General features: G+C 35.5%; 18 protein-coding genes, 1 other RNA gene and 1 pseudogene. 14 read left to right on the top strand and 6 right to left on the bottom strand.

Features of this window, described 5'->3' with window-relative positions:
* Nucleotides 1-3: 3 nt before the first annotated feature.
* The 13 genes from PQ478_RS08325 (at nucleotide 4) to PQ478_RS08265 (ending at nucleotide 16,669) form a co-directional block, all read left to right on the top strand.
* On the top strand, nucleotides 4-1,704 hold the full coding sequence (locus PQ478_RS08325) for a hypothetical protein (RefSeq protein ID WP_289236437.1): 1,701 nt from the start codon (nucleotides 4-6) through the stop codon (nucleotides 1,702-1,704).
* Between the two features lie 16 nt (nucleotides 1,705-1,720).
* Nucleotides 1,721-2,320: a hypothetical protein gene (locus PQ478_RS08320; RefSeq protein WP_289236436.1), complete on the top strand. Its 600-nt coding sequence runs from the start codon at nucleotides 1,721-1,723 to the stop codon at nucleotides 2,318-2,320.
* Nucleotides 2,321-2,337: 17 nt separating this feature from the next.
* Entirely contained in the window at nucleotides 2,338-2,550 is a 213-nt protein-coding gene (locus PQ478_RS08315) for a hypothetical protein (protein WP_289236435.1), read from the top strand.
* Nucleotides 2,551-2,807: 257 nt separating this feature from the next.
* Nucleotides 2,808-3,137 carry a hypothetical protein gene (locus tag PQ478_RS08310; RefSeq protein ID WP_289236434.1) on the top strand — a complete coding sequence of 110 codons (330 nt, stop codon included), beginning with the start codon at nucleotides 2,808-2,810 and terminating at the stop codon, nucleotides 3,135-3,137.
* A gap of 65 nt (nucleotides 3,138-3,202) precedes the next feature.
* A complete protein-coding gene (locus PQ478_RS08305) occupies nucleotides 3,203-3,823 on the top strand; it encodes a hypothetical protein (protein WP_289236433.1) in 621 nt (206 codons plus the stop codon).
* A 12-nt stretch (nucleotides 3,824-3,835) separates the two neighbouring features.
* Complete coding sequence (locus PQ478_RS08300) at nucleotides 3,836-8,011, top strand: hypothetical protein (RefSeq protein ID WP_289236432.1); 4,176 nt, start codon at nucleotides 3,836-3,838, stop codon at nucleotides 8,009-8,011.
* A gap of 31 nt (nucleotides 8,012-8,042) precedes the next feature.
* Nucleotides 8,043-12,131, top strand: a complete 4,089-nt coding sequence (locus PQ478_RS08295) for a DNRLRE domain-containing protein (protein WP_289236431.1) — start codon at nucleotides 8,043-8,045, stop codon at nucleotides 12,129-12,131.
* A gap of 161 nt (nucleotides 12,132-12,292) precedes the next feature.
* The gene (locus PQ478_RS08290) at nucleotides 12,293-12,712 is read left to right on the top strand and encodes a hypothetical protein (protein ID WP_289236430.1); all 420 of its coding nucleotides are present in this window, start codon (nucleotides 12,293-12,295) and stop codon (nucleotides 12,710-12,712) included.
* Between the two features lie 18 nt (nucleotides 12,713-12,730).
* On the top strand, nucleotides 12,731-13,078 hold the full coding sequence (locus PQ478_RS08285; protein ID WP_289236429.1) for a phage holin, LLH family: 348 nt from the start codon (nucleotides 12,731-12,733) through the stop codon (nucleotides 13,076-13,078).
* 13 nt (nucleotides 13,079-13,091) lie between these two features.
* Nucleotides 13,092-14,114, top strand: a complete 1,023-nt coding sequence (locus PQ478_RS08280; RefSeq protein ID WP_354004546.1) for a peptidoglycan recognition protein family protein — start codon at nucleotides 13,092-13,094, stop codon at nucleotides 14,112-14,114.
* A 152-nt stretch (nucleotides 14,115-14,266) separates the two neighbouring features.
* Nucleotides 14,267-14,551 (top strand): hypothetical protein, encoded by a 285-nt coding sequence (locus PQ478_RS08275; RefSeq protein ID WP_289236428.1) that lies wholly within the window; start codon nucleotides 14,267-14,269, stop codon nucleotides 14,549-14,551.
* A gap of 172 nt (nucleotides 14,552-14,723) precedes the next feature.
* Entirely contained in the window at nucleotides 14,724-15,374 is a 651-nt protein-coding gene (locus tag PQ478_RS08270; protein ID WP_289236427.1) for a helix-turn-helix domain-containing protein, read from the top strand.
* 152 nt (nucleotides 15,375-15,526) lie between these two features.
* Nucleotides 15,527-16,669, top strand: a complete 1,143-nt coding sequence (locus tag PQ478_RS08265) for a putative endonuclease domain-containing protein (RefSeq protein WP_289236426.1) — start codon at nucleotides 15,527-15,529, stop codon at nucleotides 16,667-16,669.
* 105 nt (nucleotides 16,670-16,774) lie between these two features.
* Here PQ478_RS08265 and PQ478_RS08260 read toward each other — a convergent pair whose 3' ends face one another.
* The 3 genes and pseudogenes from PQ478_RS08260 to PQ478_RS08250 form a co-directional block, all read right to left on the bottom strand.
* Nucleotides 16,775-17,083 carry a hypothetical protein gene (locus tag PQ478_RS08260; RefSeq protein ID WP_289236425.1) on the bottom strand — a complete coding sequence of 103 codons (309 nt, stop codon included), beginning with the start codon at nucleotides 17,081-17,083 and terminating at the stop codon, nucleotides 16,775-16,777.
* Nucleotides 17,084-17,132: 49 nt separating this feature from the next.
* Nucleotides 17,133-18,749 (bottom strand): recombinase family protein, encoded by a 1,617-nt coding sequence (locus PQ478_RS08255; RefSeq protein ID WP_289236424.1) that lies wholly within the window; start codon nucleotides 18,747-18,749, stop codon nucleotides 17,133-17,135.
* 57 nt (nucleotides 18,750-18,806) lie between these two features.
* Nucleotides 18,807-19,541: pseudogene (locus tag PQ478_RS08250) on the bottom strand (carboxypeptidase M32); the annotation flags it as partial.
* A gap of 181 nt (nucleotides 19,542-19,722) precedes the next feature.
* Between PQ478_RS08250 and PQ478_RS08245 the strand changes: the two are divergent.
* Complete coding sequence (locus PQ478_RS08245) at nucleotides 19,723-20,049, top strand: iron-sulfur cluster biosynthesis family protein (protein WP_289236423.1); 327 nt, start codon at nucleotides 19,723-19,725, stop codon at nucleotides 20,047-20,049.
* Between the two features lie 19 nt (nucleotides 20,050-20,068).
* Here PQ478_RS08245 and PQ478_RS08240 read toward each other — a convergent pair whose 3' ends face one another.
* The 3 genes from PQ478_RS08240 to rnpB form a co-directional block, all read right to left on the bottom strand.
* On the bottom strand, nucleotides 20,069-20,323 hold the full coding sequence (locus PQ478_RS08240) for a DUF2564 family protein (protein ID WP_012958618.1): 255 nt from the start codon (nucleotides 20,321-20,323) through the stop codon (nucleotides 20,069-20,071).
* A gap of 140 nt (nucleotides 20,324-20,463) precedes the next feature.
* Nucleotides 20,464-21,612 carry a THUMP domain-containing class I SAM-dependent RNA methyltransferase gene (locus tag PQ478_RS08235; RefSeq protein ID WP_012958617.1) on the bottom strand — a complete coding sequence of 383 codons (1,149 nt, stop codon included), beginning with the start codon at nucleotides 21,610-21,612 and terminating at the stop codon, nucleotides 20,464-20,466.
* A gap of 144 nt (nucleotides 21,613-21,756) precedes the next feature.
* Nucleotides 21,757-22,145: RNase P RNA component class B (gene rnpB, locus PQ478_RS08230), an RNA gene on the bottom strand.
* Nucleotides 22,146-22,193: the final 48 nt, after the last annotated feature.

Raw genomic sequence — 22,193 nt, 5'->3', positions numbered from 1 at the left:
CTTATGAATAATTCACGAATGGTAAGTAACGGTGGATACGGAATAGGAAGTCAACTCCCCCACCCTTCTCAAAGTAGACATGGGCAGCTATTTGTTTTCACAGGAGATTTAGGTATTGAGCTAGAGCTGATGATTTTCGATGGTTTTAGGAATGAATGGATACCACATTCTAGCTCTAACAGTGTAAATGGCGGGGTGTTCTTTGTTGATGCATTCCCTCAAGGCGAAGGAAATGTTGGTGCAAAGGTTTATTCTGACCGTACTAACACAACTCTGGAAAGCGTCATTACGGATACTGATTTAATTAATGTAAAGTTACTAGCTGTGACAGGTAATACACGATTTGCTCCTGAAATTACATTTGAAAGTGAATTAATAGAGTTCACACAGGTTGGTAGTCAGCCTCTATTTGAAGCGACTATACCTGTAAACATTGAGGGAAAATCAGAGTTGAAAGTATTTCATGAAGACGGTGCTTATCACACTTTAAAGGTTGTTAAAGAAGATAAGCCTATGGTTCAAGAAGCCTATTTCACTGGCGAATATATTAACAATCAGACTGAGCTTAAGGAAAATGATACACATAGCCTTTTTATTAAATCAGATGTGAAGTTGCAAAGTATTCAGATTCAAGATTTCGGAGCTGCTAAAAGCAAAACTGTTTCTGCTGATAGTAATGAGAATGCTCTTGAGATTACTATTGCAAATAGAGGAGACTCTCCCCAATTACTGCCTGTAAGATTCAGAGTGCAATCAGAGACAGGTAGTTGGAGTGATTGGGTTAGCACTAGTGACTTCGGCAACAAGGAAAAAGTAAATGTTCTTAGTCTAAACAATTTACATCCTACTATCACATTTTATAACATCATCTACCCTTCTTATCAAGAAGCCTTAAAGAATAACGAGTCAGCAGTTATTAATAGCTCTATAAGTAATTCTGATTTAGTTTCCTACTCCTCTCCTAATTCACAGCTTGATATTATAAACAGTCAAGACTATGAGCAACTAAAAGCTGTTACAAGGATGAGCGGAGATTATAATGTCACTGCAACAAACTTTAGAATAGTAGCACATAGAGTTGCAAATGGTAGCACCACCACTTTGAATAGAGTTGTAAACATTGCTCATGTACCCCCTATTATTACTTTACAGCCTCAACATGACAGATTTCAAAGTAGTGATACAGGAAGCAATTACTGGATCAGAGTAAATTCTACACAGCAACTTATTGAACCACCTGTTTTGAGCATTCCTCATGGTACTTGGATTAATGAATTCACCTCATCTAATAAAACACAATGGCAAAGAACCATTCAGATTAGTGACACAGATACAAAAGGTAAACATTCAATTATATCTATGTCAGCTAGGAGCTTATCTAATCAAGTGGTTAATTTATTTGAAGGTACTGACACATATGAGATTGGTGGATTTAAGAATCGTCAAATCTACTTCCCGCCATTCCAACACACAATGCCTCTTGGTACGAGTGTGACCGATGTAAGCAAATTAGTGGTTATTGATTTAGCAGGATATGTGTTTAACTATAAAGACCATTTAAGCCATCAAACACACACATTCACTATTGTTGATGAAAATGGAAATATTGATCCTAACGGTGCTTATATTAGATTAACAGATAATGGTGTGATCAGTGCTAACTCGGGTGGAGATTACTTTATCTATGTGGAAGAAACTATTTAGGAAAGGAGAGGTGCAAATGTCAGTACTGCAATCAATATCTGATTATATTTACAAGGAGCTTCCCCAGAGACAGGTCTTATTAAAAGATGAAGAGGCTACTGGAAAACCGCATGAGTCTAAATTGGACAAGATTAAATTTGCACCACTTGGCACTATGTATCTACAATCAAACATCTCTCCTCATCCTTTATATATTCGTCTCGATGATAAAGGAGTGGAGTCTGATTGGAAACTACTTTCTTCAGGAGATGAGTCAGTCATACAAACAAAGACAATCTCCTTTCAGTATTTTGGTGTGATGAGTGACAATATGTCTGAATTAGTTATCCCCTTCCCTTTTGATGGTTTAATAAGGGATATAACAGCCACATGTATTGGAACTGATGACGAAGAGACAGTGTTTAAAGTTGAGGCTATTGAACGGGACAGTTTAGGCGTAAGTGAATGGGAAGAAATAACAGAAAACCATATTGTTATTCCATCTAATAGTCATGTAAATGATGAGAGCTGGAGCTTAAAAATGGATTTAGTTAAAACAGGGCTTTTATTCAGAATTACACCCCTTAAAAAGTCCCAAATTACGGGCTTAAACGTACAGATAAAAATTGAGATTTAGTAAAAGGAGAGATATTTATGTCAACAAACGCACCTATTGTAAGTTGGTGTACTAAGAATGACCTCGGTGAATTTGAAGATGCAGCACTGGCAGACTTTTCAGTAGTTGATGCAGGCTCAATCAGTAATACATATACTTATTACCTATGGAATAATAGAGAGGGTAGCGAAGATACATATGATATGCTTCAGTGTCGAATCACCTTATTTAATGGGGCTTTATATCAGTAATGATATATCGAAACTACCTTAATTCAGGGAAACTCTAAGTGCAAATTGCATATGACAATCCTGAGCGAAGCCTGTTTTACACAGGAACGTGCAACGACCATCCCTTTAGGGAGTACACTCAAGCGAGTGGAAACAGGTAGAATCCTTTATAGGATTTTGATATGGTCTGCTCTTATGTGAAAGCATAAGCTGCTACTATTAGCGGCATAGGGTTAGCGATCCTATGTGAACATAATGCAAAAGATACAGACGGGGGTATGTCGGGCGTTCCTTTTTCTAGTGAGGTTGTTGAAGGTCAATGGACTGAGATTCAGAACGTTTCAGCAGAAGAGGATGATTTTACTCCTATCGGTGCAACTTACGATCCTATCCTCTCTGACTATCAAGAGATTTCTCACTTTGTAGGAGCTAATGGATCTACTCTCACTCCTAATGAATATAAGATTAGCGGTGCAATCAATGATGGCACTGACATTAACACAGATAACTTTGTTGAGTTAGATTTACGAGTTAACGTACCTTCATCTTCTCATGCAGGAAAATACAACTATAAAATTAGAGCTAGATATTCATTTGGTTCTGAATAAGTTTAACTTAAGAGTCTGATTGAATTCAGGCTCTTTTTTATTTCTTCAATACAATGGAGGTCAATATGTCACATAAACAAACATTCAATCAATATAAGTCACCTGTTCGTTACTATCCTTTTATTTGGCTAGGCGAATATGCAGATGGCTCATTTATACCTGAATTTAACTTTGATAACCACAAGGAGAATTGGTTTAGAGAAATCAAGAAAAATGAACTGATTAAATTTGGAATGATGGGATACGGTCATCATTTATACTACACCGTATTTAATGGTGCATTTAATATTCTCGGCAATGAGATAGAGTTTGCTTTTAAATCTGATACAAGTGAAAAAGTGTACAAGTTAAGCTCTAATAATTCAACAAAATACAATGATTGTATTTCTTATAAGGATGTAGAATCGATTGTTAATCCTAGACGCATGAAGACCATTTCAACAAGTGTTTATCAATTTAACTTTGGATATAAAACGAAAGTAGACACGGCTGAAGTAAGCTTTAACTTTAAGCCTATTGTCGCCATATCAATGGAAAAGAAACCTATGACTTTTAACATCAGGCTTGTTTCTGATAAGGACATATCAGGTGAAATTTATGTTATTAAAAATGGAAAAGTCGTTCAAACAACAAAAGCTACATTAAAAGCCAATGTCTCAGGTGAGACTAGTTGGGTCTATAAATAGGAGGTGATATAAATGGGATTTAGTAATCATAGTGCTGCGGTAATTAATAATGAGCTATTCATGTGGGGTATGAATTCTACAGGACAGTGCGGCATGGGTCATACAACTGCTGTAAGAGTTCCTACACGCATGGATGATACAAAAGATTGGAACTATGTGAGCCTTGGTGCTGCATTTACTATTGGTATTAAAAAGGACGGTTCATTATGGGCTTGGGGTTCTAATGCTAACAGTGCATTGGGTAGTGGAACATCTGGAAACGAACTAGAGCCAGTAAGAATCTCTCCATTTACCGATTGGGTTATGGTTGCATCTGGATACAGACATAGTATTGGTTTACGTGCTAATGGAACGATCTATACTTGGGGCTTAGGCTCTAATGGACAACTGGGACATGGAGATACTAATACACTCGAAATACCTACACAAGTAGGGACAGATACAGATTGGGTTGAGGTTGGAGTTGGCTACAATCACACGATGGCAATCAAATCTGATGGTAGTTTATGGACATGGGGTTACAATCAATATTCGAACTTAGGGTTAGATAATACTATAGTTTCAATTACCTCTCCTACTAGAGTTGATAGTGATGAATTTTTCACCAAGGTGACAGGTACACAATTCTCAACAGTTGCCATTAATAAATTGGGGATTGCCTATGGTTGTGGAAGAAATAACTATGGTGAATTAGCTTTAGGTGATGTTGTTCAGAGAAATACATTTACACCAATTAGCGAAATGCCGTTCATTGATATACAAGCAACAAGATTTTCAATGCTTTACTTAAGAAATGATCACTCTTTATTTGGTGCAGGAAGAAATAGCAGTGGAGAATTAGGCGCAGGTGACACTAGTTTAAAAAACACTCTCACTTTAGTTGCCGATAATAAAATTTCCGCAGTAGCAACCGGTGATTATCACTCTACCTTACTAGAAAGAGGAAGTAATAAGCTATATACAGCAGGATTAGGAAGCAGTTATCAACTTGGAAATAATTCTACTTTAACTAGAAATTCACAAATTCTTATACAAAATTCATCTTATGATACAATCTTTAATCATTTTACTTATTATCGAAGAGATGTATTACTGAATGCAGATATTTCACCAATGAATATATGGTATCAATACGAAATCAATCCTACAGTTAATGGTGTAATTAATCAATCCTACGGTAGCACAGCCCAATACAAACTATTTCTTAATGATCAACAGATATATCCAGATGTCGGATATTCTGATATGCAAGCCACACCTATCAATATTAACTTAGATATAATAAACAAGGAAGATTTAAGCTGGGGTGAAAATAGATTAACTTTTGATATAGTCTACTCAAACAACTTTAAATCTGTATACGATTTCTATATTTATTTAGAAGATAAAGACACGACTCTATTCAATAGAAATCAATCTTATAGCTATGAATGGATAAGAAATGATTCGATTACTAGAGAAGATGGCTTACTGAGACTGTCCGAGGGATTTAAGAATGGCACAGTAGAAACCTCTGATTTAAATAAAATTAATACAATAGGCAAAAGAAAAATTAGCGACTTTCAAATCCGAGCAAGTGGAGATAGTATTGAATCTTCTGATATAGACTATCAATTTACTTCACAGACACCTATGGCTGATGGAGTTATGTATAGTATTAATTTAGATTTAGATAGCTATACATCTGTAAACTACGCTTCTCCTACTACAACTTTTTCAGGTGGTAGCGGCACGGCAGAAAATCCATATATCATTAAATCCCCTACAGACTTGTCAAATATAAGACTCTTTCTGCAGAATAGAAATGTTCATTTTGCATTAGGTGCAAATATAGATTTAGATGTACTTCCATTTAATAGTTTGGGCTGGGATAGAATTGGCACATCGACCACATTAAGCTTTCAAGGAACTTTAGATGGAAGAGGATTCGCAATAAGCGGGCTGTATATACCAGATACGGGAACATATAATGGATTATTTGGCTATATAAGTAATGCCACCATAAAAAATTTGCGACTAGTTAACACATACTCCAATAATAAGAGTAACTATCTAGGCTCCTTAGCAGGCTCTGCTACAAATAATACTGTGTTAGACAATGTTATTGCTGAAGGGTTGTTTGAAGATAGAGGTACAGGCTCATACACAGGTGGAATATGCGGAAGAGATGATAGTGTCACATATTATGATTGTGGATCAAGAATAAAAATTGTTACAAACTCAACTTATACAGCAGGTATCTCAGGGTATACAAACAACTCCAACTGGTATAGATGCTTCTTTGATGGTGAGTTAATTAGTACTACATCTTCTAACCATATAGCAGGACTAGGTGCATATGGTTATTACTGTAACTTCTATGACTGCTATGCTTTGGGGACAATCAACTCTGGTGGATCATCTTATGTAGCTGGTATTTGTACATATATGCGATACGCTTCTTCTATAAATGGCTGCTATGTCGCAACGAGATTCATCCAAACAGGCGGTACTTATAGAGGAGCACTGGTTGGGAGAACATATAACTCTACTCCTCAAATGATCAATTCTTATTGGGATGCAGAAGTAACAGGTCTAGATTCTTCCCCTAATATAAGCAATTCTTTCGGATTAACAACAGAACAAATGAAAACTCCTTCTTCTTATGTGGGCTATGATACAAAAACAAGATCGGATGGAAGCCCTGTGTGGAATATGATAGAGGGTGAATATCCTACCCTAAACAGAATTGATACCTACTTAAAAATGATTGTTCAATCTAACTCTACTTTTTACACTTATCGTAATGGAGATTGGGCTGCCCTTCCGTTTTTAGCCTTATTAAATAAGGACGCATTTATTGAACATGGATTTGATTTAGTTAATCCTCAAATGCTACAGCAACTCCCTAGCCCGACTGTTTACGTTTGGACTAACAGTGGCTTAGATCTCGTTTTGTCTCTCAGTGTTGTAAGTGAAATGAGAATGCGCTTCCTTGTGTCAAGAGATGGTAAACGTACATGGAATTCTTTTATTAGTGGGAATTGGAGACAAATACTTCCTAACAACATTCGTCAACAAGGTATGAGCTTAGATGAGATTAACAGTATCACTAAGGAAGATTGGAACAGATGGTTTAGAAGAGGGGCAATAGACCTAATGGTTTACTTTGAGTCTCAGAGTATAACATCTTCCCCTACACTTGAAAGTTTCACTGTAGCATTTCCGAGCAATGAACCCCCTGCTATTAAGAACATGAGAATGACACCTGAAGAAATTGGTAGAAGTAATGCTGTGTTTCAAGCAACAATTGAGGACTTAGAAGGAGATAGTTTTAGGTATCAAATGCTACTTAATGGTCAGTCTATTATGAAAACAGGCGATGGATGGTCAGAATGGACGAAGATTGATGAGAAAGTAGATATTTATCAAATATTCCAATTCTCAGACTTTGCTACAGGTAGTAATGCTTTAACTATCTTAGCTGAGGATGATAGAGGGTTACAATCAACAAGTCCTCCGATCATCTTTGAACTAGTAAATGAAAAACCATTCTTTAGCCTATTCACACATGATGATTGGAGTTTAACTGGAACAGTCATTGATAGCGATGGAGATAAAATTCAATACCGCATACTAATCAATAATGTTCAAGTATTTCCTAAAACAGCATCTTCTGATCCTACCTACTCTAGCTACTTTGACACCCCTAAAGAAATTAGATATGTATGGTCAAGTGATGATTTAATTCTTGGAGAAGAGAATAAAATTACTATAGAAATCAAAGATGAAATGGGAGCTATACTAAAAAAAGATATCGAAGGGATTATAGGTAAGTATCGAGGGCTAATGTTCAAAAATGAGAATGGTGAGTATTACTCAACTGATAAAGGAGATATCCTTAAATTCTTAGATTTTGGGATTATTGTAGCTGGTCAGATAACCGAACCTAGACGTATCACACTAGAGAACCATACAGGTTTTGCGGTAGATGACTTAGAAATAGCTCTAAACCCTCCTCCAACGGGATATTCGGTCAACCTAAGTAAACTCAATCTACCATTTTTACCATCGTCAAAATTAGCCTATGGTGACAGTGTGATACCAGAAAATGATTCGCTAACATTCTATGTGTCTGTTTCCTCCTCAACATCTTCGTCAAGTTCTGGTGGTACATTTGAGATACATGCAAAAGCCAAACCTCTATAATTCCAATACAATGGAAAGGATGTGAGAGGAGATGGGTTGGCATCAGAATGAGGATGGAGAGTTATATTTCCATCCTGAAAATAAAATGTATGGACGTGTCAGAATTGATAGTGTTGAGGAGTTAGATTCTGGCTTCGTTATAACCAAACCAAAAGATTTAGACTCGCAATTCATTGTAAACAAGCATACTAGAATGCAAGGTCGCATTGATATTGTTGAGAATATTATTGAGCAAGATGCTATTACACCTATTAAAGATGCTTTTATTCGCTCCTCTCTTCCTTTCTTTAATTACGGAAAAGCTCAAGATTTATTGATTGGTAAGCAACCATTATCAAATGACACCTATCGTACATTTATTGAGTTTAATAACGATGACCTTGTACCAGATATTGAAATAACAAAGGCAATACTAAAGCTGCATACGTCTGATTTAGCGGAATTCATTCCAAACATAAAATTATATGCAGCAAAGAGTCACTGGTCTGAGCAAGGTGTTACGTGGGCAAATCAACCCGAACAAGGAGAGCTAATAGCTGAGATTAGTGATTCTGTTCGAAGTAAAAGAATTTTAGAGTTTGATATAACTCACATAGCTAATCAATGGAAGAATGAAGAAGGCTATAGCTATGGGTTTATATTAGTCTCAGATGATGAATCAATAACGCAAACAAAACGATTCTTTTCAAGAGAGTCTATTTATTCTCCTATTATAGATTATGAGTATTTTGTTCTAAGCCCTCCTAGTTATGGCGGTATAGAAGTAAATGCAGGTGTTAGAGTTACCCATCCTGATAGCTCAGATATGCAATCCTCTCTAGATGTGTTCCGCTACGAGGGAGATGTTGATTTAGAATCATCTACTCACGTTCGTATACGTGGTGAAATGAGTGCAGGATTTGATGTAAATAAACAAAATCTTGACTGCTCTGTCTTTGTTGGAGCAGAAACTGAACTAGCCGCCACTTTCTCTACATTAATTAATCAAGCCAACGACTTCCCTAATACATTCAATATATCTAAACACTATATGGATGCAGGATTAGTAGTACATAGAGAGTCAGAACAAGATGTTACCTCATCATTCTATATAAGTAGAAATGACAATGTTGATTTAGAAAACTCATTCTATGTACTTCAACCTTATTTTGACAGTAAAATCGAAGTCACTAATTATAAGGAATTGGAAAGTGAATTAATAGTTAATAAAGATAGCGAAGTTGATTTAGTCGGAACAATAGCAATCAACAAAGATACACTAGAGGTTGAGATTGAAATACTGCATGCATACGACATTGAATCAAATGTAAATGTTAGGCTCAATGACGTAGAAGATTTATCTGGTGAGTTGATAGTTAAAAGAGAACAAGATATTGATTTAAGAACGGCTATTGATGTTACTTGGTATGACGATCTTACTTTAAAGATTAATGTATATGAATCAGACAATGCCGACCTAGACACGAATATCTCTATTCAGAAGCATGATGAGGAAAGTTTTGTTTCCACAATTGATGTTACAGAGTGGAAAGAATTAGAGGGTACTGTATTTGTTTTACAAAACGATTTTGATTCATCAGTTACTATTGAAAGAAGAAACTATGAAGAGTTAGAAACTCAACTTCACATCTCGCCTAATCATGAAATTGAAAGCTCTGTTGAAGTTACTCAATATTCAGATTTGGACTCTTCATTCAGTGCAACTATTCCATTTTACAATGATTTAAACACGAATCTTGAAGTTATTGAGCAAGGTGGCGTGGAGAGTAGCGTAGCAGTTAATAGGGATAATCTAAGTGCAAATATTGAGGTTTCACCTACTTCTGAATTAATATCAAATGTTGACATTCATCACTACAACGATTTAAACAGCAACTTAGAAGTGCTCATTCCTCATGCTGAAGATATTAATACTCAATTAGAGGTTATGGAGCAAGGTGCTCTTGATACTGAAATTCATGTCACTAGAGAAAGCCTAGACTCTACAATTACTGTTAGTAAAACTGAACTTGATTCAAGCTTGATTATACAAAGAGATTTAGAGATAACATTCAGTGTTCTTAATGATTGGTTAGACTCAAGTGTCACTGTAGCAAACGAAACATTAGATACTCGATTAGCAGTCATTAAAACAAATTTGGATGCAACTATTGATGTAATTGGAATTGGTTCAGAGGATATTCATTCTTCTTTCTACTCTCACTATCCATATGATGCAGGCGCTACAGTAAGCGTACCGTATAATAACTCCATGCATGGCAAAGTGAGATTTGAACAATTCGATGAATTGGATGCTGCATTTACAGTTGTGAAAGATATTGATAAAGAGTTAAATGCTGAACTAGGAATTTTCCCTCACAATCGAATGCAGGGTAAGACTGAGATCATTCACCCTGAACCTATTCAGAAATCTATAACACCTATAAGAGATGCATTTGTTAGAAGTGGTAATCCTTATATGAATTATGGTGACACTATGGATATGCTTTCAGGAGTTAACTTTAGTGGAGAAATCTTTAGGTCGTTTATTCAATTTGATATAAGCAAGCTGCCTACGAATATTCAGTTTGATGAGGCTAAGCTAGTATTAACCTTGCCAAATGCACTACCTATTAATTATACAATTGGACTGTACGGTGTTAGCGCAGGATGGAATGAATATGGTATTACTTATATTAATCAGCCAAACGCTACTGAATTAATTAAAACATTCTCTGGAGTGCCTTTAGCAAATAATCGTATTGAATTTGACTTAATGGAAATTATTGAAGATTGGTATAAAAATGAAACATATCGCAATGGCTTCGTAATTAAACTGATCGATGAGTCTAATACACAGAATACTCGATTTTTTACTAGAGAAAGTCACTACTCGCCATTCATCAGTTTGTCTTACTATGATTTAACTACAAAGAATCATTTGGTCGGAGATGTTGATTCAGGATTTACTGTTATCAATCATCAAGAAGAAGAATTAAATGCCGAGTTGCATGTAGAAACCTATCAAAGAGATCATGATTTCTATTCTGAAATCAATGTGCAGAACGGAAGTTACCTAGACTCTGAGATAGTTGTTGAGAGACAAAATCTGAATGCTGCTATTTACATACCAAATCAAGATGATGCTGAATTACATACTACTTTCTCAATTATAGACAGAAGAATTGATGAAATTGAAAGTATGCAAACAGTCAGCAAACCATTCTTTGATACAAGCCTCATTGTTCATAGGAATGCTGATTCTGATTTGGATGGAAGAATACAGACCTTACTACCTGCTGATTCTGATTTTGATGTTAGTTTTATTATTTCTACTCAAGATGAGTACGATATACTATCAGGTTTATCGATTAATAGAGCTGCATTTGATACTGAAATTACAGTCAGCCCAACCGAGGATTTAGGAACAACGATTGATGTATTGAACAAGTCAGAAGACGATATTCACACTACATTTGAGTCTGTTTATATTGATGATTTGGATTCTATCTTTGAAGTTGTGAATAATGGTGTTATTGACTCTTCAGTGACAGTTCTACAAGAAGATGATGATGAGTTAGAGGTAGTAATCACAGTCTCCCCTGCTTCTGATATTCAATCTTCCTTATTTGTCTCGCCTGAATCTAATCTAAATGCTGAGTTTAGAGTAAGTAGAGAAGATGATACAGAAATAGAATCAGAAATTGAAGTTACTCAAGTTTTTAGTCTAGGTGCAGAATTGATTGTTAATGATGAAGCAGAGAATGACTTCAATTCTATTATAGAGGTCATAGAGCCAAGTATACGAGACTTGGATTCAGAAATTGATGTTGGCTCATACCAAACTCTTAATAGTCAGCTATACGTTCCACATTCTGACTTAGAATCAACTACTACCATAAATCTCATAAGCAAAGAAGATTTGCCTTCTAGTGTACTTGTTAGACTACCTGAAGTAGAGAGTGAACTAGCTGCAAGTATTGGCGTTGTATTAGATGACGAAGATAGTATTAACACTTCTATAACAGTATTGAGTAGAGGAATACAAGAAATAGAAAGTTCTATTATTATTTCTACAGAAGATGATTTACATCTAACATTTGAAGTAAGACAGGCTATAGGTTATGCGTTTATTTTCTAACCTTTTAATATCCTATATTGGAGGTGAAGGTGGTAAATAATACAATTAAATAAGAAGTATATTTATTAAGAAATCCATGCTCAGACCTGTCAATTTGGTTTAAAGCATGGATTTTTTGATTCTGATTAAAAGGAGGAAAATTAACAGAGGATGTGGAGAAATTGGATATTCAATGTCAGCAAGATTGTAGAATTAGAAGTGAAATGGTGTCTCACCAAATTAAAGTTTTAAATGATCGTGTAGATGACTTATCTGCATTAAAAACTCAGAATGTGCGAATGGACACTCTTTTAGAGATTCAAATGACAACAATGAAAGATATGCAAGGAACAATGTCTAACCTAAACACTACTCTTAACCACATTAACACTTCACAGCAGGTCATGGGAGAGAATTTGAACAACCTTAACAGCACAGTGACCAATATGAGTGAACGTGTAGATGTATTAGAGAAGAAAACTGAACAAAAGAAAGAAAGCAGTAACAGTAAAGATGACAATTTTGTAAAAGAGCACTATAAGATTATTTTATTTCTGGTTGCTATTATAGCCAGTCTTTTAGGTGTTGCTTCACCATTTTAAATTATAGGAGATGATTATATGTTTTTAGAAACTTTATCACCATTCTTACAGGACATTGTATTGGCTTTAGTTGGATTAATTACTACATTGATTATTGCAGTTGCAGTTGAGTTACGAAAGAGAGTTTTAACTTGGATTGATAATCGTAATAGTATTAGAACACAAGAAATTTTGCACACATTAGCAGAACAGAGTTTTCACTTAATTGAAGCCAAAATGAAAGAAAGCTCTTCAACAGAAAAGTTAAATGAAGCTATCTACTACGTCTCGAAACGTGCGGAGGCTAGAGGTATTAATATTTCAACAGATGAGGTTCGTGCGGAAATTGAGCGTGTAGTAAGAGAGTTGAATTATAAATTAAAATAAATGAGGTGATTTCATGACTATTAGAGCTAGACAAATGCTTGTTTCTCCTAGTAAGCATTCGCTTAAGTGTCCAAATGTAATGACTGCGGAATACATAACATATCATGAAACAGCCAATGATGCGTCTGCAAATAATGAGATTAGCTTTATGATTAACAACAATAACTCTACAGGATACCACTATGCTGCAGATGATAAAGAAGTTGTTCAAGGGATTCCCATCAATCGTAATGCTTGGCATTGTGGAGATGGTGCTAACGGAACAGGAAACAGGAAATCTATTGGAGTTGAGGTGTGCTATTCACGCTCAGGTGGAGAGAGGTTTAATAAAGCCAGAGAATTAGGCATTAAGTTCATTGCTCAACTTTTACATGAGAGAAATTGGAATGTAAACAGATTGAAAAAACATCAAGATTGGAATGGAAAATACTGTCCACATCGAACTTTGTCAGAAGGCAACTGGAATTACGTTGTTAGGAGGGTTGAAGAAGAGTTGAATAAACTTAAAAACGGTGTATCATCTTCTTCCCCTGCTAAGCCTTCTAATTCGCAACCTGCTCAATCAACAGTAATTAAGAATGGCGACAGAGGAGATGCTGTCAAGTCTCTACAAGAACGACTTAATAGCATTGGTTATGATTGTGGTATTGCTGACGGAATATTTGGTAACGCAACTGATACAGCAGTAAAGCATTTTCAACGTGATAAGGGATTAATCGTAGATGGTATCGTAGGTCAAAATACATTAGATGCAATTACTAAGGAGGAGAATTTAATGAAAGAGAAAATTGAAAAACTAGAGAAAGAATTGGCTGAATTGAAGAAAATGATTACTGAAGGTAATGCAGCTACACCTAGTCCTTGGGCAAAAGATGTGTGGGATAACTCTGTTTACTTTGACAAAGCGAGACCGCAAGCAATGATTTCTCGTCAAGAGACTGCATTAGTTGTAAATAGAGTGATTGCTAATACTCGAAAATATATTACAGATCCACTTGAGGAAAGAATTGCTGAGTTGGAGAAGCAAGTAAAGTAATTTGTTTAGAGTAAAAGTGGGATTTTATTGAAAAATATATGCTCACATAGGACAGTATACGTGAGTATGAGAGAGTATGAGAGAGGTCTTAGGGCTTCTCTCATTATTTTAGTTTTGTTTGGATAATACATAGAGAAAAGGATGATATGAAGATGGAGAAAGTTAACTTTAGATACAGTGATTCGTATTTTATTGGATTCTTAATGACAATTGGCTACGAGCACAATCATATTGAGGTCAACAAAGATCGAAATGGAAATATTAAAACATTTGTTCATATTGAGGGAATTAAAGATGATCTAATTGACTTGTTTAATGATTTTCAGAATGGTAATGCTTCGGTTAATCCAAAGAGCTATGCAACCAATATAAAGAAAATTAAAAAGTTAATAGCTGCTGAGCAACTTAAATATCAAGCTAATCAATTATCTGTCTAGGCTAAATAAACTCTTTAAGAATGAAGAAGGGAAAGTGGTAAAAACCTCAATAACAAAGGGATTTATCACAGTTAATTCGGCATTTGGAAGCATTAATTCGGTATTTCGTTACACTTTTATTTTACAATTCGGTACACCCATGCCGAACAATCCATTGAGGAGGCATTTGATTATGCAAAATGAAACCAGAAAATATATTGAAAGTTTAAATAATGAATTCACAGAAATTGTGGGCGGTTCATATGTAAAGTTGAGCAGTGGAGAATTATTCACTCAAACAGAAGTTAAAAAATATGTTAAGAAAAAGCTTGAAGAGTACACGTCTAAATTCATGCAAGACATAAAACAACAATCTAATGAAACATTTGAAGTAGTGCCTGAACAGCGTTTAATTAACCATAGATCAATGATAAATATGCCACGCTTAAAGACTAAGGACAGATATGATGGTGGTGAATTCAACATGGTCTATAGAAACAAAATTAATGAGGTGATAGCGATGAAATTAAGTAATAATGAGAAGTTAGTATTTTTTACTCTTCGTGATTTCATTACATATCCTACAAACTGCATTCTTATAAATAACGAAGTTCCAAAATTCCCTGATTATGAAAATATCGTAGGATTAAAAGAAAGAACTATTAGAAAAGTTATTAAATCACTTGAGGATAAAGGTTTATTTAAACTTAAACAGCATGGTCATAAGAAAGCAATATATGTAAACCCTTCCTACTACGCATCAGGAAAAGAGTTAGATATTGAGGTTCTTCAGATGTTTGATTTGATTGATTGTGATGATAGAAAGATTGAAGAATATCTGTAAACAGAGAGTGCTTATGGCAGTCTTTTTTATTTTTGATTAAATAAAGAAAATTAAAATTCATATAATGATAATATGAGGAGAGATAAGAATGAGTATCGTAAATTACATAAATAACCTTTTAACACCTTCAGTTGATGGAGGTGTTTTTTAGTATGAGAAAAAAGAAGACGCATGAGGAATTTGTTGATGAAGTATATCTATGTTTTAAAGGTGAATACGAAATATTAAGTACATATAAAAATATTAAAACAAAATTAAAAATTAAACACAAGGTTTGTGGAGAAGTGGATATGATTACTCCAAAATCTTTATTTGAGCGAGACTGTTGCGCATATTGCTCTGGCAGAAAAAAATCTCATAATATGTTCATAAAAGAAATTGTTGACTTAGTTGGTAATGAATATAAGGTAATGGATATTTATATTAACTCAAAGACAAAAGTAAGAATTAAACATAGTGTTTGTGATCATGAGTACGCTGTTAAACCGAACGCTTTCCTGTCTGGTTCTCGATGTCCAAAGTGCAAGGGTAAAGAAATAAGCCTCAAAAAAAGAAAAAGCCATGAAAATTTTGTTCATGAGCTTGAAAGTAAATATGGTAGTGAGTATCAAGTTTTAAGTGAGTACACTGTCTCACATGAGCACGTATCAATGAAGCATACAACTTGTGGATACGAATGGGAGGTTGTACCAAATACTTTTTCTAGGGGATTGGGTAGCTGCCCCAAATGCAGTAATATGTATAAAAGAAGCTTGGAAGACTACCTATCTGAGGTGCAAGACCAAGTTCAAAATGAATATACAGTTTTAGGAGAATATATAAGCAGAGATGTTAAAATACTTATGAAGCACAATTCACCAGAATGTAAAAATCATGAATATTTTGTATCTCCCGCAAAGTTTCTAAGCGGTCAAAGATGTCCCAAGTGTAAAACCATATCAAAAGGAGAGAATAGAATATCTAAATATCTAGAAGCAAATGATATTAGTTATTTATCTCAATTCAAATTAAATGAATGTAGAAACGTATTACCACTACCTTTTGATTTTGCTATATTTGATAAACAAGGCAATCTAGCCTTCTTAATTGAATATGATGGAATACAGCACTTTGAACCACGAGACATATGGGGAGGACAAGCCTCATTTATTAAGACTAAAAGAAATGATGAAATAAAAACGAATTACTGCCTTGAAAATAATTTAAAATTAATAAGGATTCCTTATTTAGATTATAATAATATTGAGGAAATACTAGATGAATCATTAAATATTAATAGTAATATCCCCACTTAAGTGCGACCCTAAATAAATACAAACTAAAAGGAGAGAAAGCTTTAATACTAAGCATGCACCCTCTCTCCTTTCTAATATATGATATTTGATAATGCGACCCTAAAGTTAAAATTGTGCAAAATCATTCATGCTGATTATAGGCTTGCCATTATCAATGACATATATCACAATCTTTTCCTCATTCGCTTCTATATATTCAACCTTGGATGATAAATCTTCTGGACTGACTATATCATTGTAGCGCATAGATAAAAGCTCAATTAGATAATCTTGAAAAACCTTATTTCTTCTACAGGTTTTGTAATTATGGTTTCTCCCACAAATGTAAATACGTTTATTCCTCTGTTTTTTGGCGATGTGTCCACCTTTGCAATCAAGACAGGTTATGCGTTTACTAAATAATGCTTTTTCCAAATTAGATGCCTCCCTTCGCTGTATTGTAGCGAGGCTTGTCATAGTATTTTTAGAAATATTCAATTTCAACTTCAGCAGGATAGTTCTTTCTTTTAGGATTTTTAACACCTAGTTTTGCAATATCCTCTGGAAGCACTCTTGAGTAGTTTATTCGTTTAATTATCATTTTCAAGTAGCGATTGACTGCTTCGGCTTCTTGCTGATTGGATAAATCACTACTTAGTATAGCCTCAATGACTTTCAGAGTATCTTCTCTATGATTTATCTCTTCTTTTACAGACGGCTGCTCAATTTTAGATTCAATTTCAGCCAACTTTAACTCAAGATCCTTTTTTGCATCTAAGTTCTTCTGTCTTTCCTCTTTCAGAAACTCCTCTTGTATTTCTGTCATTCCCTGCATCTCATATTTCAATTCTAATTTTAATAATCCTTTCATTTCATCATTCAATATCTGAATTTGCTTCTCAATAAATTTCTTTAATCTAGAGTTATCTTCACTCAACTGATCGACATTTCCTCTGCTCAAGTTATCTATTTCACTTTTTAACTTATTGATTTTTCCTACCAAATTCTTCATAAGAGAACTTTCAACATAGATTGACTTGTATCCTGTATTCACACACTCAGAATCTTTTTGTGCCAAGTCTTTAACACATTTTCTTATTAAGTGTTCTTTTTTACTGTGCTCATAAGATACACGCATTTTACCGCCACAGTGCTTGCAGTAAATCAAGTCTTTTAGTATAGACGGAGGTGATTTCTTAGAATCTCTTTCTCGTCCACCACTATACCTTTCTCTTCTCTTGTCCCTCTCTTCTTGCACAGAGTCGAATATATGTGGTTCTATGATAGCTGGATGAGTATTTTCAATAACATATGTGTCAACTATCTCTCTTTTTACTACACCTTTTCTCTTAACTTTTATATAATCATGATAGACAGTGTTTCCTTTATATGTTTGTATTTTCAACATCTCTTTGACTGCTCTAGTGCTAAACCTATTTCCTTTAGCTGTTTTGTAATTTAAATTGTTGAGTGCTTGGCTTATTTTAGATGCACCGTATCCATCTTGGCAAAGCTGGAATGCGTATTTTACAATCATTGCTGCATCCTCGTCTATTTCAAGTTTCTTTGTTTCAGGATTCCTTTTATACCCAAGTGGAACACTTCCAGAAGCATTTAGTCCCATTTTAGTCATCTGAATTTTGTTGTTTTTGATACGCTTCCCAATAACCTGTCTTTCATGTGCAGAAAAAGCTGAGCCTAACCTAAACATAAGCGCATCCATTTCATTGCTTAGGTTATATATCGCTGTATCTGAAATTAATATAAAGACTCTATAGTCAATACAGTATTCCATCACAAGCTCAGATATTTTACCATTCCTAGATAGACGAGAAAGTTCCATTGCAGATATTGCATCAAACTCTTCTATTCTGCTTAAGAGTGATTGAAGTTGCGGTCTGTTTTCAATTTCAGAGTGACCGCCTGTTACTACCTCTTGGAATATTTCATAAGTATATCCTTTTTGCTTTGCTATTTCTACAAGCTTCTCTCTATGGTTCGCAAGTGTTTCTTCATTTTCAACACGCTTACCTGTTGATGTTTTCTTGTCATCACTAATACGAAGATATATTGCTATGTGTTTAACATCTTCAATATTCATAAGATTATCATACCTCTCAAATGAGTAATCAACTTAGTAAGTATGATAATATCACGAATTAATTTTAGTGTCTATAGTTCGCTCGGTTTCATCTAAACGTCCTGCCCCAAAGTCATATCCGATTTCCTTTAAAATATCTTTACTTAACGCTTGTTGAGCTTCACGAGGAAAGCTTTTAAATAAAAAGTCTGTCTTTGGCTGATGGCTTGATTCAGTGACTCCTTTGACAAGAGGAATCAGCTGATCGCGAAGCTCGCCAAACACTTTATCGATCGTATCAACAAATACACCTGGTTCATAATCATCTAATAATGTATTGTATGGGTTGCCGTTATGTCCTAAGTAGCCGACAAAACGCTTCTTAAACTCTACAAGCTTCTCTAAGTTCGGTTTGAACATCTCAAAATCAGCTTTGTCCTTAGCTTCCTCCCAGATTGATTCTGACTGCGATTGAAGCATTACATATTCCTTATACTCATCTTTTGGGATTTTTAAGTTCCGCTCAAATTCTTTATGACACTGCTCTACACTTTTAAGAGTAATTTCTGATAGATGCTCTTTTGCACCCTCTTCCCGTAATTCACCTAAGAAGCTTGCCATCTCCTCTGATGTTGATAATTGAAACAACTCTGATGACAGCGTGCCGATCACTTCTGAACGCTGCTGAATTCCTTTTTTCGGAGCACCTGTTCTAGCATCCCAAGCTAGGAGAGATAAAGCCTGTCCGTAATCCTCCATCTTTTTGGTATATGCTAAAAAATCTCGTTCTACTTTTTTGATACGTTCACTCATCTTTTATCCACCTTTCAATTATGTAAGTCTTTTACATTTAATTATATAAGTTTAAATTTCAAAATTTGTTCCTTTCATTAATTCGTCATCCGAATCAAATTTCCTGCTTCTTAGCAACGTTTTTTCTAGGAACTTGTCGAATTTTATGATATTGTGGAAAGGATTGAAGGGGGTACATTAAATGGATTTGAATTTAACAGACAGCGCAAGCACTTTTTATATAAATGAGATTCCTTTACAAAAAGGAGATACTCTTCGTTTGTTTGTTCGAGTCGGTGGAGTTGGTTCAGGCGGCTTCTCAGTTGGGGTCATTAAAGATTCACCACAAAAAACATCTTACACCTTAAACAAAAACGGAGTTACCTTTTTTGTCAATGAAGACGATTTTTGGTATTTAGACGGCATGACAATCGATTACAATGAAGATTTTGGATACCTCGATTTTTACAGTCCTAAATTCGAGCAGACCGATCATCCAGATTTAGAAGACGAACAAATAAAAAAATAACCGGCTCAATGGAGCTCGGTTATTTTTTTGCTTCATTTAATTGTGTATCTGCCTTCTCAAGCAGCTCTTCTGAAAATTCAAAGAAAGCAGCGTCTACGCCTGTTTGATGGGAAGCCGCTTTTTTGTATTGTTCTTTCGCTTGATTTACAGCATCGGTTGCTGCTTGAAGCTGATCAGGGTCCATACTCATTGTCGCTTGACCGACCATACGCTGTGCAGACTTAATCGCCATTTCTACTTGCTTTAACTCATTATACGGCTCACTCATTCTCATCCCTCGTTTCGATGTTCTCCTTACATACTATGCACCTTTTTGGGATTTAATATTCATTGAGTTATTAATTGTTTACATAATAATATTATAGTAAATATTTTTTAAAAAGCTGCTCATTATGAACAGCTTTACTTCGTTGATTAGTTTGTTTCTTCCTTACGAGGTGGACGAGGCCCAAAAAACTGATAATAATCCGTTTTAATATTCCCGTTATAAAGCTTACGTTTTTTATTTGCCTTTTTACCATAAAACGTTTCAAACTCTTCATGGGACGTAAGCATGTAAACAGACCATGTATCTAAAAGCTCGAAAGCTTTCCCCATTCCACGGTACATCTCTTCCACTTCTGCTCGCTCTCCTAAACGCTCACCGTATGGAGGGTTACCTACTAAAATCCCGTATTCTCCCCTATGACGGAAATCGCTCACTTGCATCTGCTTAAATGAAATCAACTCACCAAAACCTGCTTCCATCGCATTATTTTGGGCTAACTCCACACTGCGATGGTCGATATCTGATCCCATAATATCTAACGGCTGATCATAATTAGCTGAATCTTCTACCTCTTGTCTAGCCGTATTCCATATTTCTTTACCGATCCAATGCCAATCTTCTGAAACAAAATCACGGTTAAAGCCTGGTGCAATATTTTGACCAATCATAGCGGCCTCAATCGGAAGCGTTCCGGACCCGCAAAAAGGATCAGCAAAAGGACGATCAGGTCTCCATGTCGTTAACATAACCATAGCTGCTGCTAATGTCTCTTTAAGAGGTGCTTGGTTGTGCAAGTAACGATAGCCTCTTTTGTGAAGACCAGTACCGCTCGTATCGATCGTTAAAGTCACGACATCTTTTAATAAGGCAACTTCGATTCGGTAAAATGGACCGTCCTCATCAAACCAGCCGCGCTTGTATCTTTTTTTCATGCTTTCAACGACTGCTTTTTTAACAATAGCCTGACAATCAGATACACTAAATAATTTTGATTTCACAGATTTCCCGATAACAGGGAATTCTGCATGAACAGGAATAAGATCTGCCCATGGCAATGCCTTTGTTTTTTCAAACAGCTCATCAAAAGTGAACGCTTTAAATTCACCGACTTTTAATTTCACACGATCTGCTGTACGCAGCCATAAATTAGCACGTGGAATCGCAGAGATATCGGCGGTAAATTCTACTCTCCCATTTTCTACTTTCACATCAGTATAACCGAGGTCTTTCACTTCTCTAGCAACAAGTGCTTCAAGACCCATCGTTGCTGTCGCAATTAATGTTACTTTACTCATTGTACGTATCTCCTTATGTATACAGTTACCTTATTATAAACAATTTATGATCAAGCTGACAAATACCTGAAAAACTTATGTAAATGAAAAAAACCCCTGTAGAGGGGATTTCTCAACGCGCTTATTCAAGTCATCTATTAACTGTTCGATAAGCCATGTTCTGTACCTTAGTACTACAAGCGGTGATGAACCTCGTACTCCGGTGGTAACCATCTATCTACAAGACCTAAGATCTTGTTCATCTGACCCGTTCATTTCCGGTTCAGAAAATGCCCCTACCATATTTTGGGTTTCTCGCTCGCGGGGTTTACCTCGTTCCACTCCATATGTTTCCACATGGACTCCGTCACTGTGGCACTTTCAAGGCTATCACACCATATCCAAAGACTTAGGTGCGTCACCTGCCGTTAGCCCAGCATGCTGCCAGACTACCCTAGCTTATGAATTGGCTAGGCACGAACACTACTGGCATCTCAGCCAGTGCGAGCATGGACTTTCCTCTACACGTAAACGTGCAGCGATCACCTGAACAGTTAATTCCGTCATAAGCGACAAATCTAATTATACGTTTTATGTTGAAT

The sequence above is a fragment of the Alkalihalophilus pseudofirmus genome (assembly GCF_029094545.1).
GTDB lineage: Bacteria > Bacillota > Bacilli > Bacillales > Bacillaceae_D > Alkalihalophilus > Alkalihalophilus pseudofirmus.
The sequence above is the reverse complement of the archived record's forward strand: the minus strand, read 5'-3'. Positions and strand labels throughout refer to the sequence as shown.

Excerpts from the sequence above, each read along its gene's own strand:
- PQ478_RS08310 (WP_289236434.1), top strand. The coding sequence starts at position 2,808 with ATGTCGGGCGTTCCTTTTTCTAGTGAGGTTGTTGAAGGTCAATGGACT.
- PQ478_RS08240 (WP_012958618.1), bottom strand. The coding sequence starts at position 20,323 with ATGAGAATGAGTGAGCCGTATAATGAGTTAAAGCAAGTAGAAATGGCG.
- PQ478_RS08275 (WP_289236428.1), top strand. The coding sequence starts at position 14,267 with ATGGAGAAAGTTAACTTTAGATACAGTGATTCGTATTTTATTGGATTC.
- PQ478_RS08245 (WP_289236423.1), top strand. The coding sequence starts at position 19,723 with ATGGATTTGAATTTAACAGACAGCGCAAGCACTTTTTATATAAATGAG.
- PQ478_RS08300 (WP_289236432.1), top strand. The coding sequence starts at position 3,836 with ATGGGATTTAGTAATCATAGTGCTGCGGTAATTAATAATGAGCTATTC.
- PQ478_RS08315 (WP_289236435.1), top strand. The coding sequence starts at position 2,338 with ATGTCAACAAACGCACCTATTGTAAGTTGGTGTACTAAGAATGACCTC.
- PQ478_RS08285 (WP_289236429.1), top strand. The coding sequence starts at position 12,731 with ATGTTTTTAGAAACTTTATCACCATTCTTACAGGACATTGTATTGGCT.
- PQ478_RS08265 (WP_289236426.1), top strand. The coding sequence starts at position 15,527 with ATGAGAAAAAAGAAGACGCATGAGGAATTTGTTGATGAAGTATATCTA.
- PQ478_RS08320 (WP_289236436.1), top strand. The coding sequence starts at position 1,721 with ATGTCAGTACTGCAATCAATATCTGATTATATTTACAAGGAGCTTCCC.
- PQ478_RS08235 (WP_012958617.1), bottom strand. The coding sequence starts at position 21,612 with ATGAGTAAAGTAACATTAATTGCGACAGCAACGATGGGTCTTGAAGCA.
- PQ478_RS08280 (WP_354004546.1), top strand. The coding sequence starts at position 13,092 with ATGACTATTAGAGCTAGACAAATGCTTGTTTCTCCTAGTAAGCATTCG.
- PQ478_RS08270 (WP_289236427.1), top strand. The coding sequence starts at position 14,724 with ATGCAAAATGAAACCAGAAAATATATTGAAAGTTTAAATAATGAATTC.
- PQ478_RS08295 (WP_289236431.1), top strand. The coding sequence starts at position 8,043 with ATGGGTTGGCATCAGAATGAGGATGGAGAGTTATATTTCCATCCTGAA.
- PQ478_RS08255 (WP_289236424.1), bottom strand. The coding sequence starts at position 18,749 with ATGAATATTGAAGATGTTAAACACATAGCAATATATCTTCGTATTAGT.
- PQ478_RS08325 (WP_289236437.1), top strand. The coding sequence starts at position 4 with ATGAATAATTCACGAATGGTAAGTAACGGTGGATACGGAATAGGAAGT.
- PQ478_RS08305 (WP_289236433.1), top strand. The coding sequence starts at position 3,203 with ATGTCACATAAACAAACATTCAATCAATATAAGTCACCTGTTCGTTAC.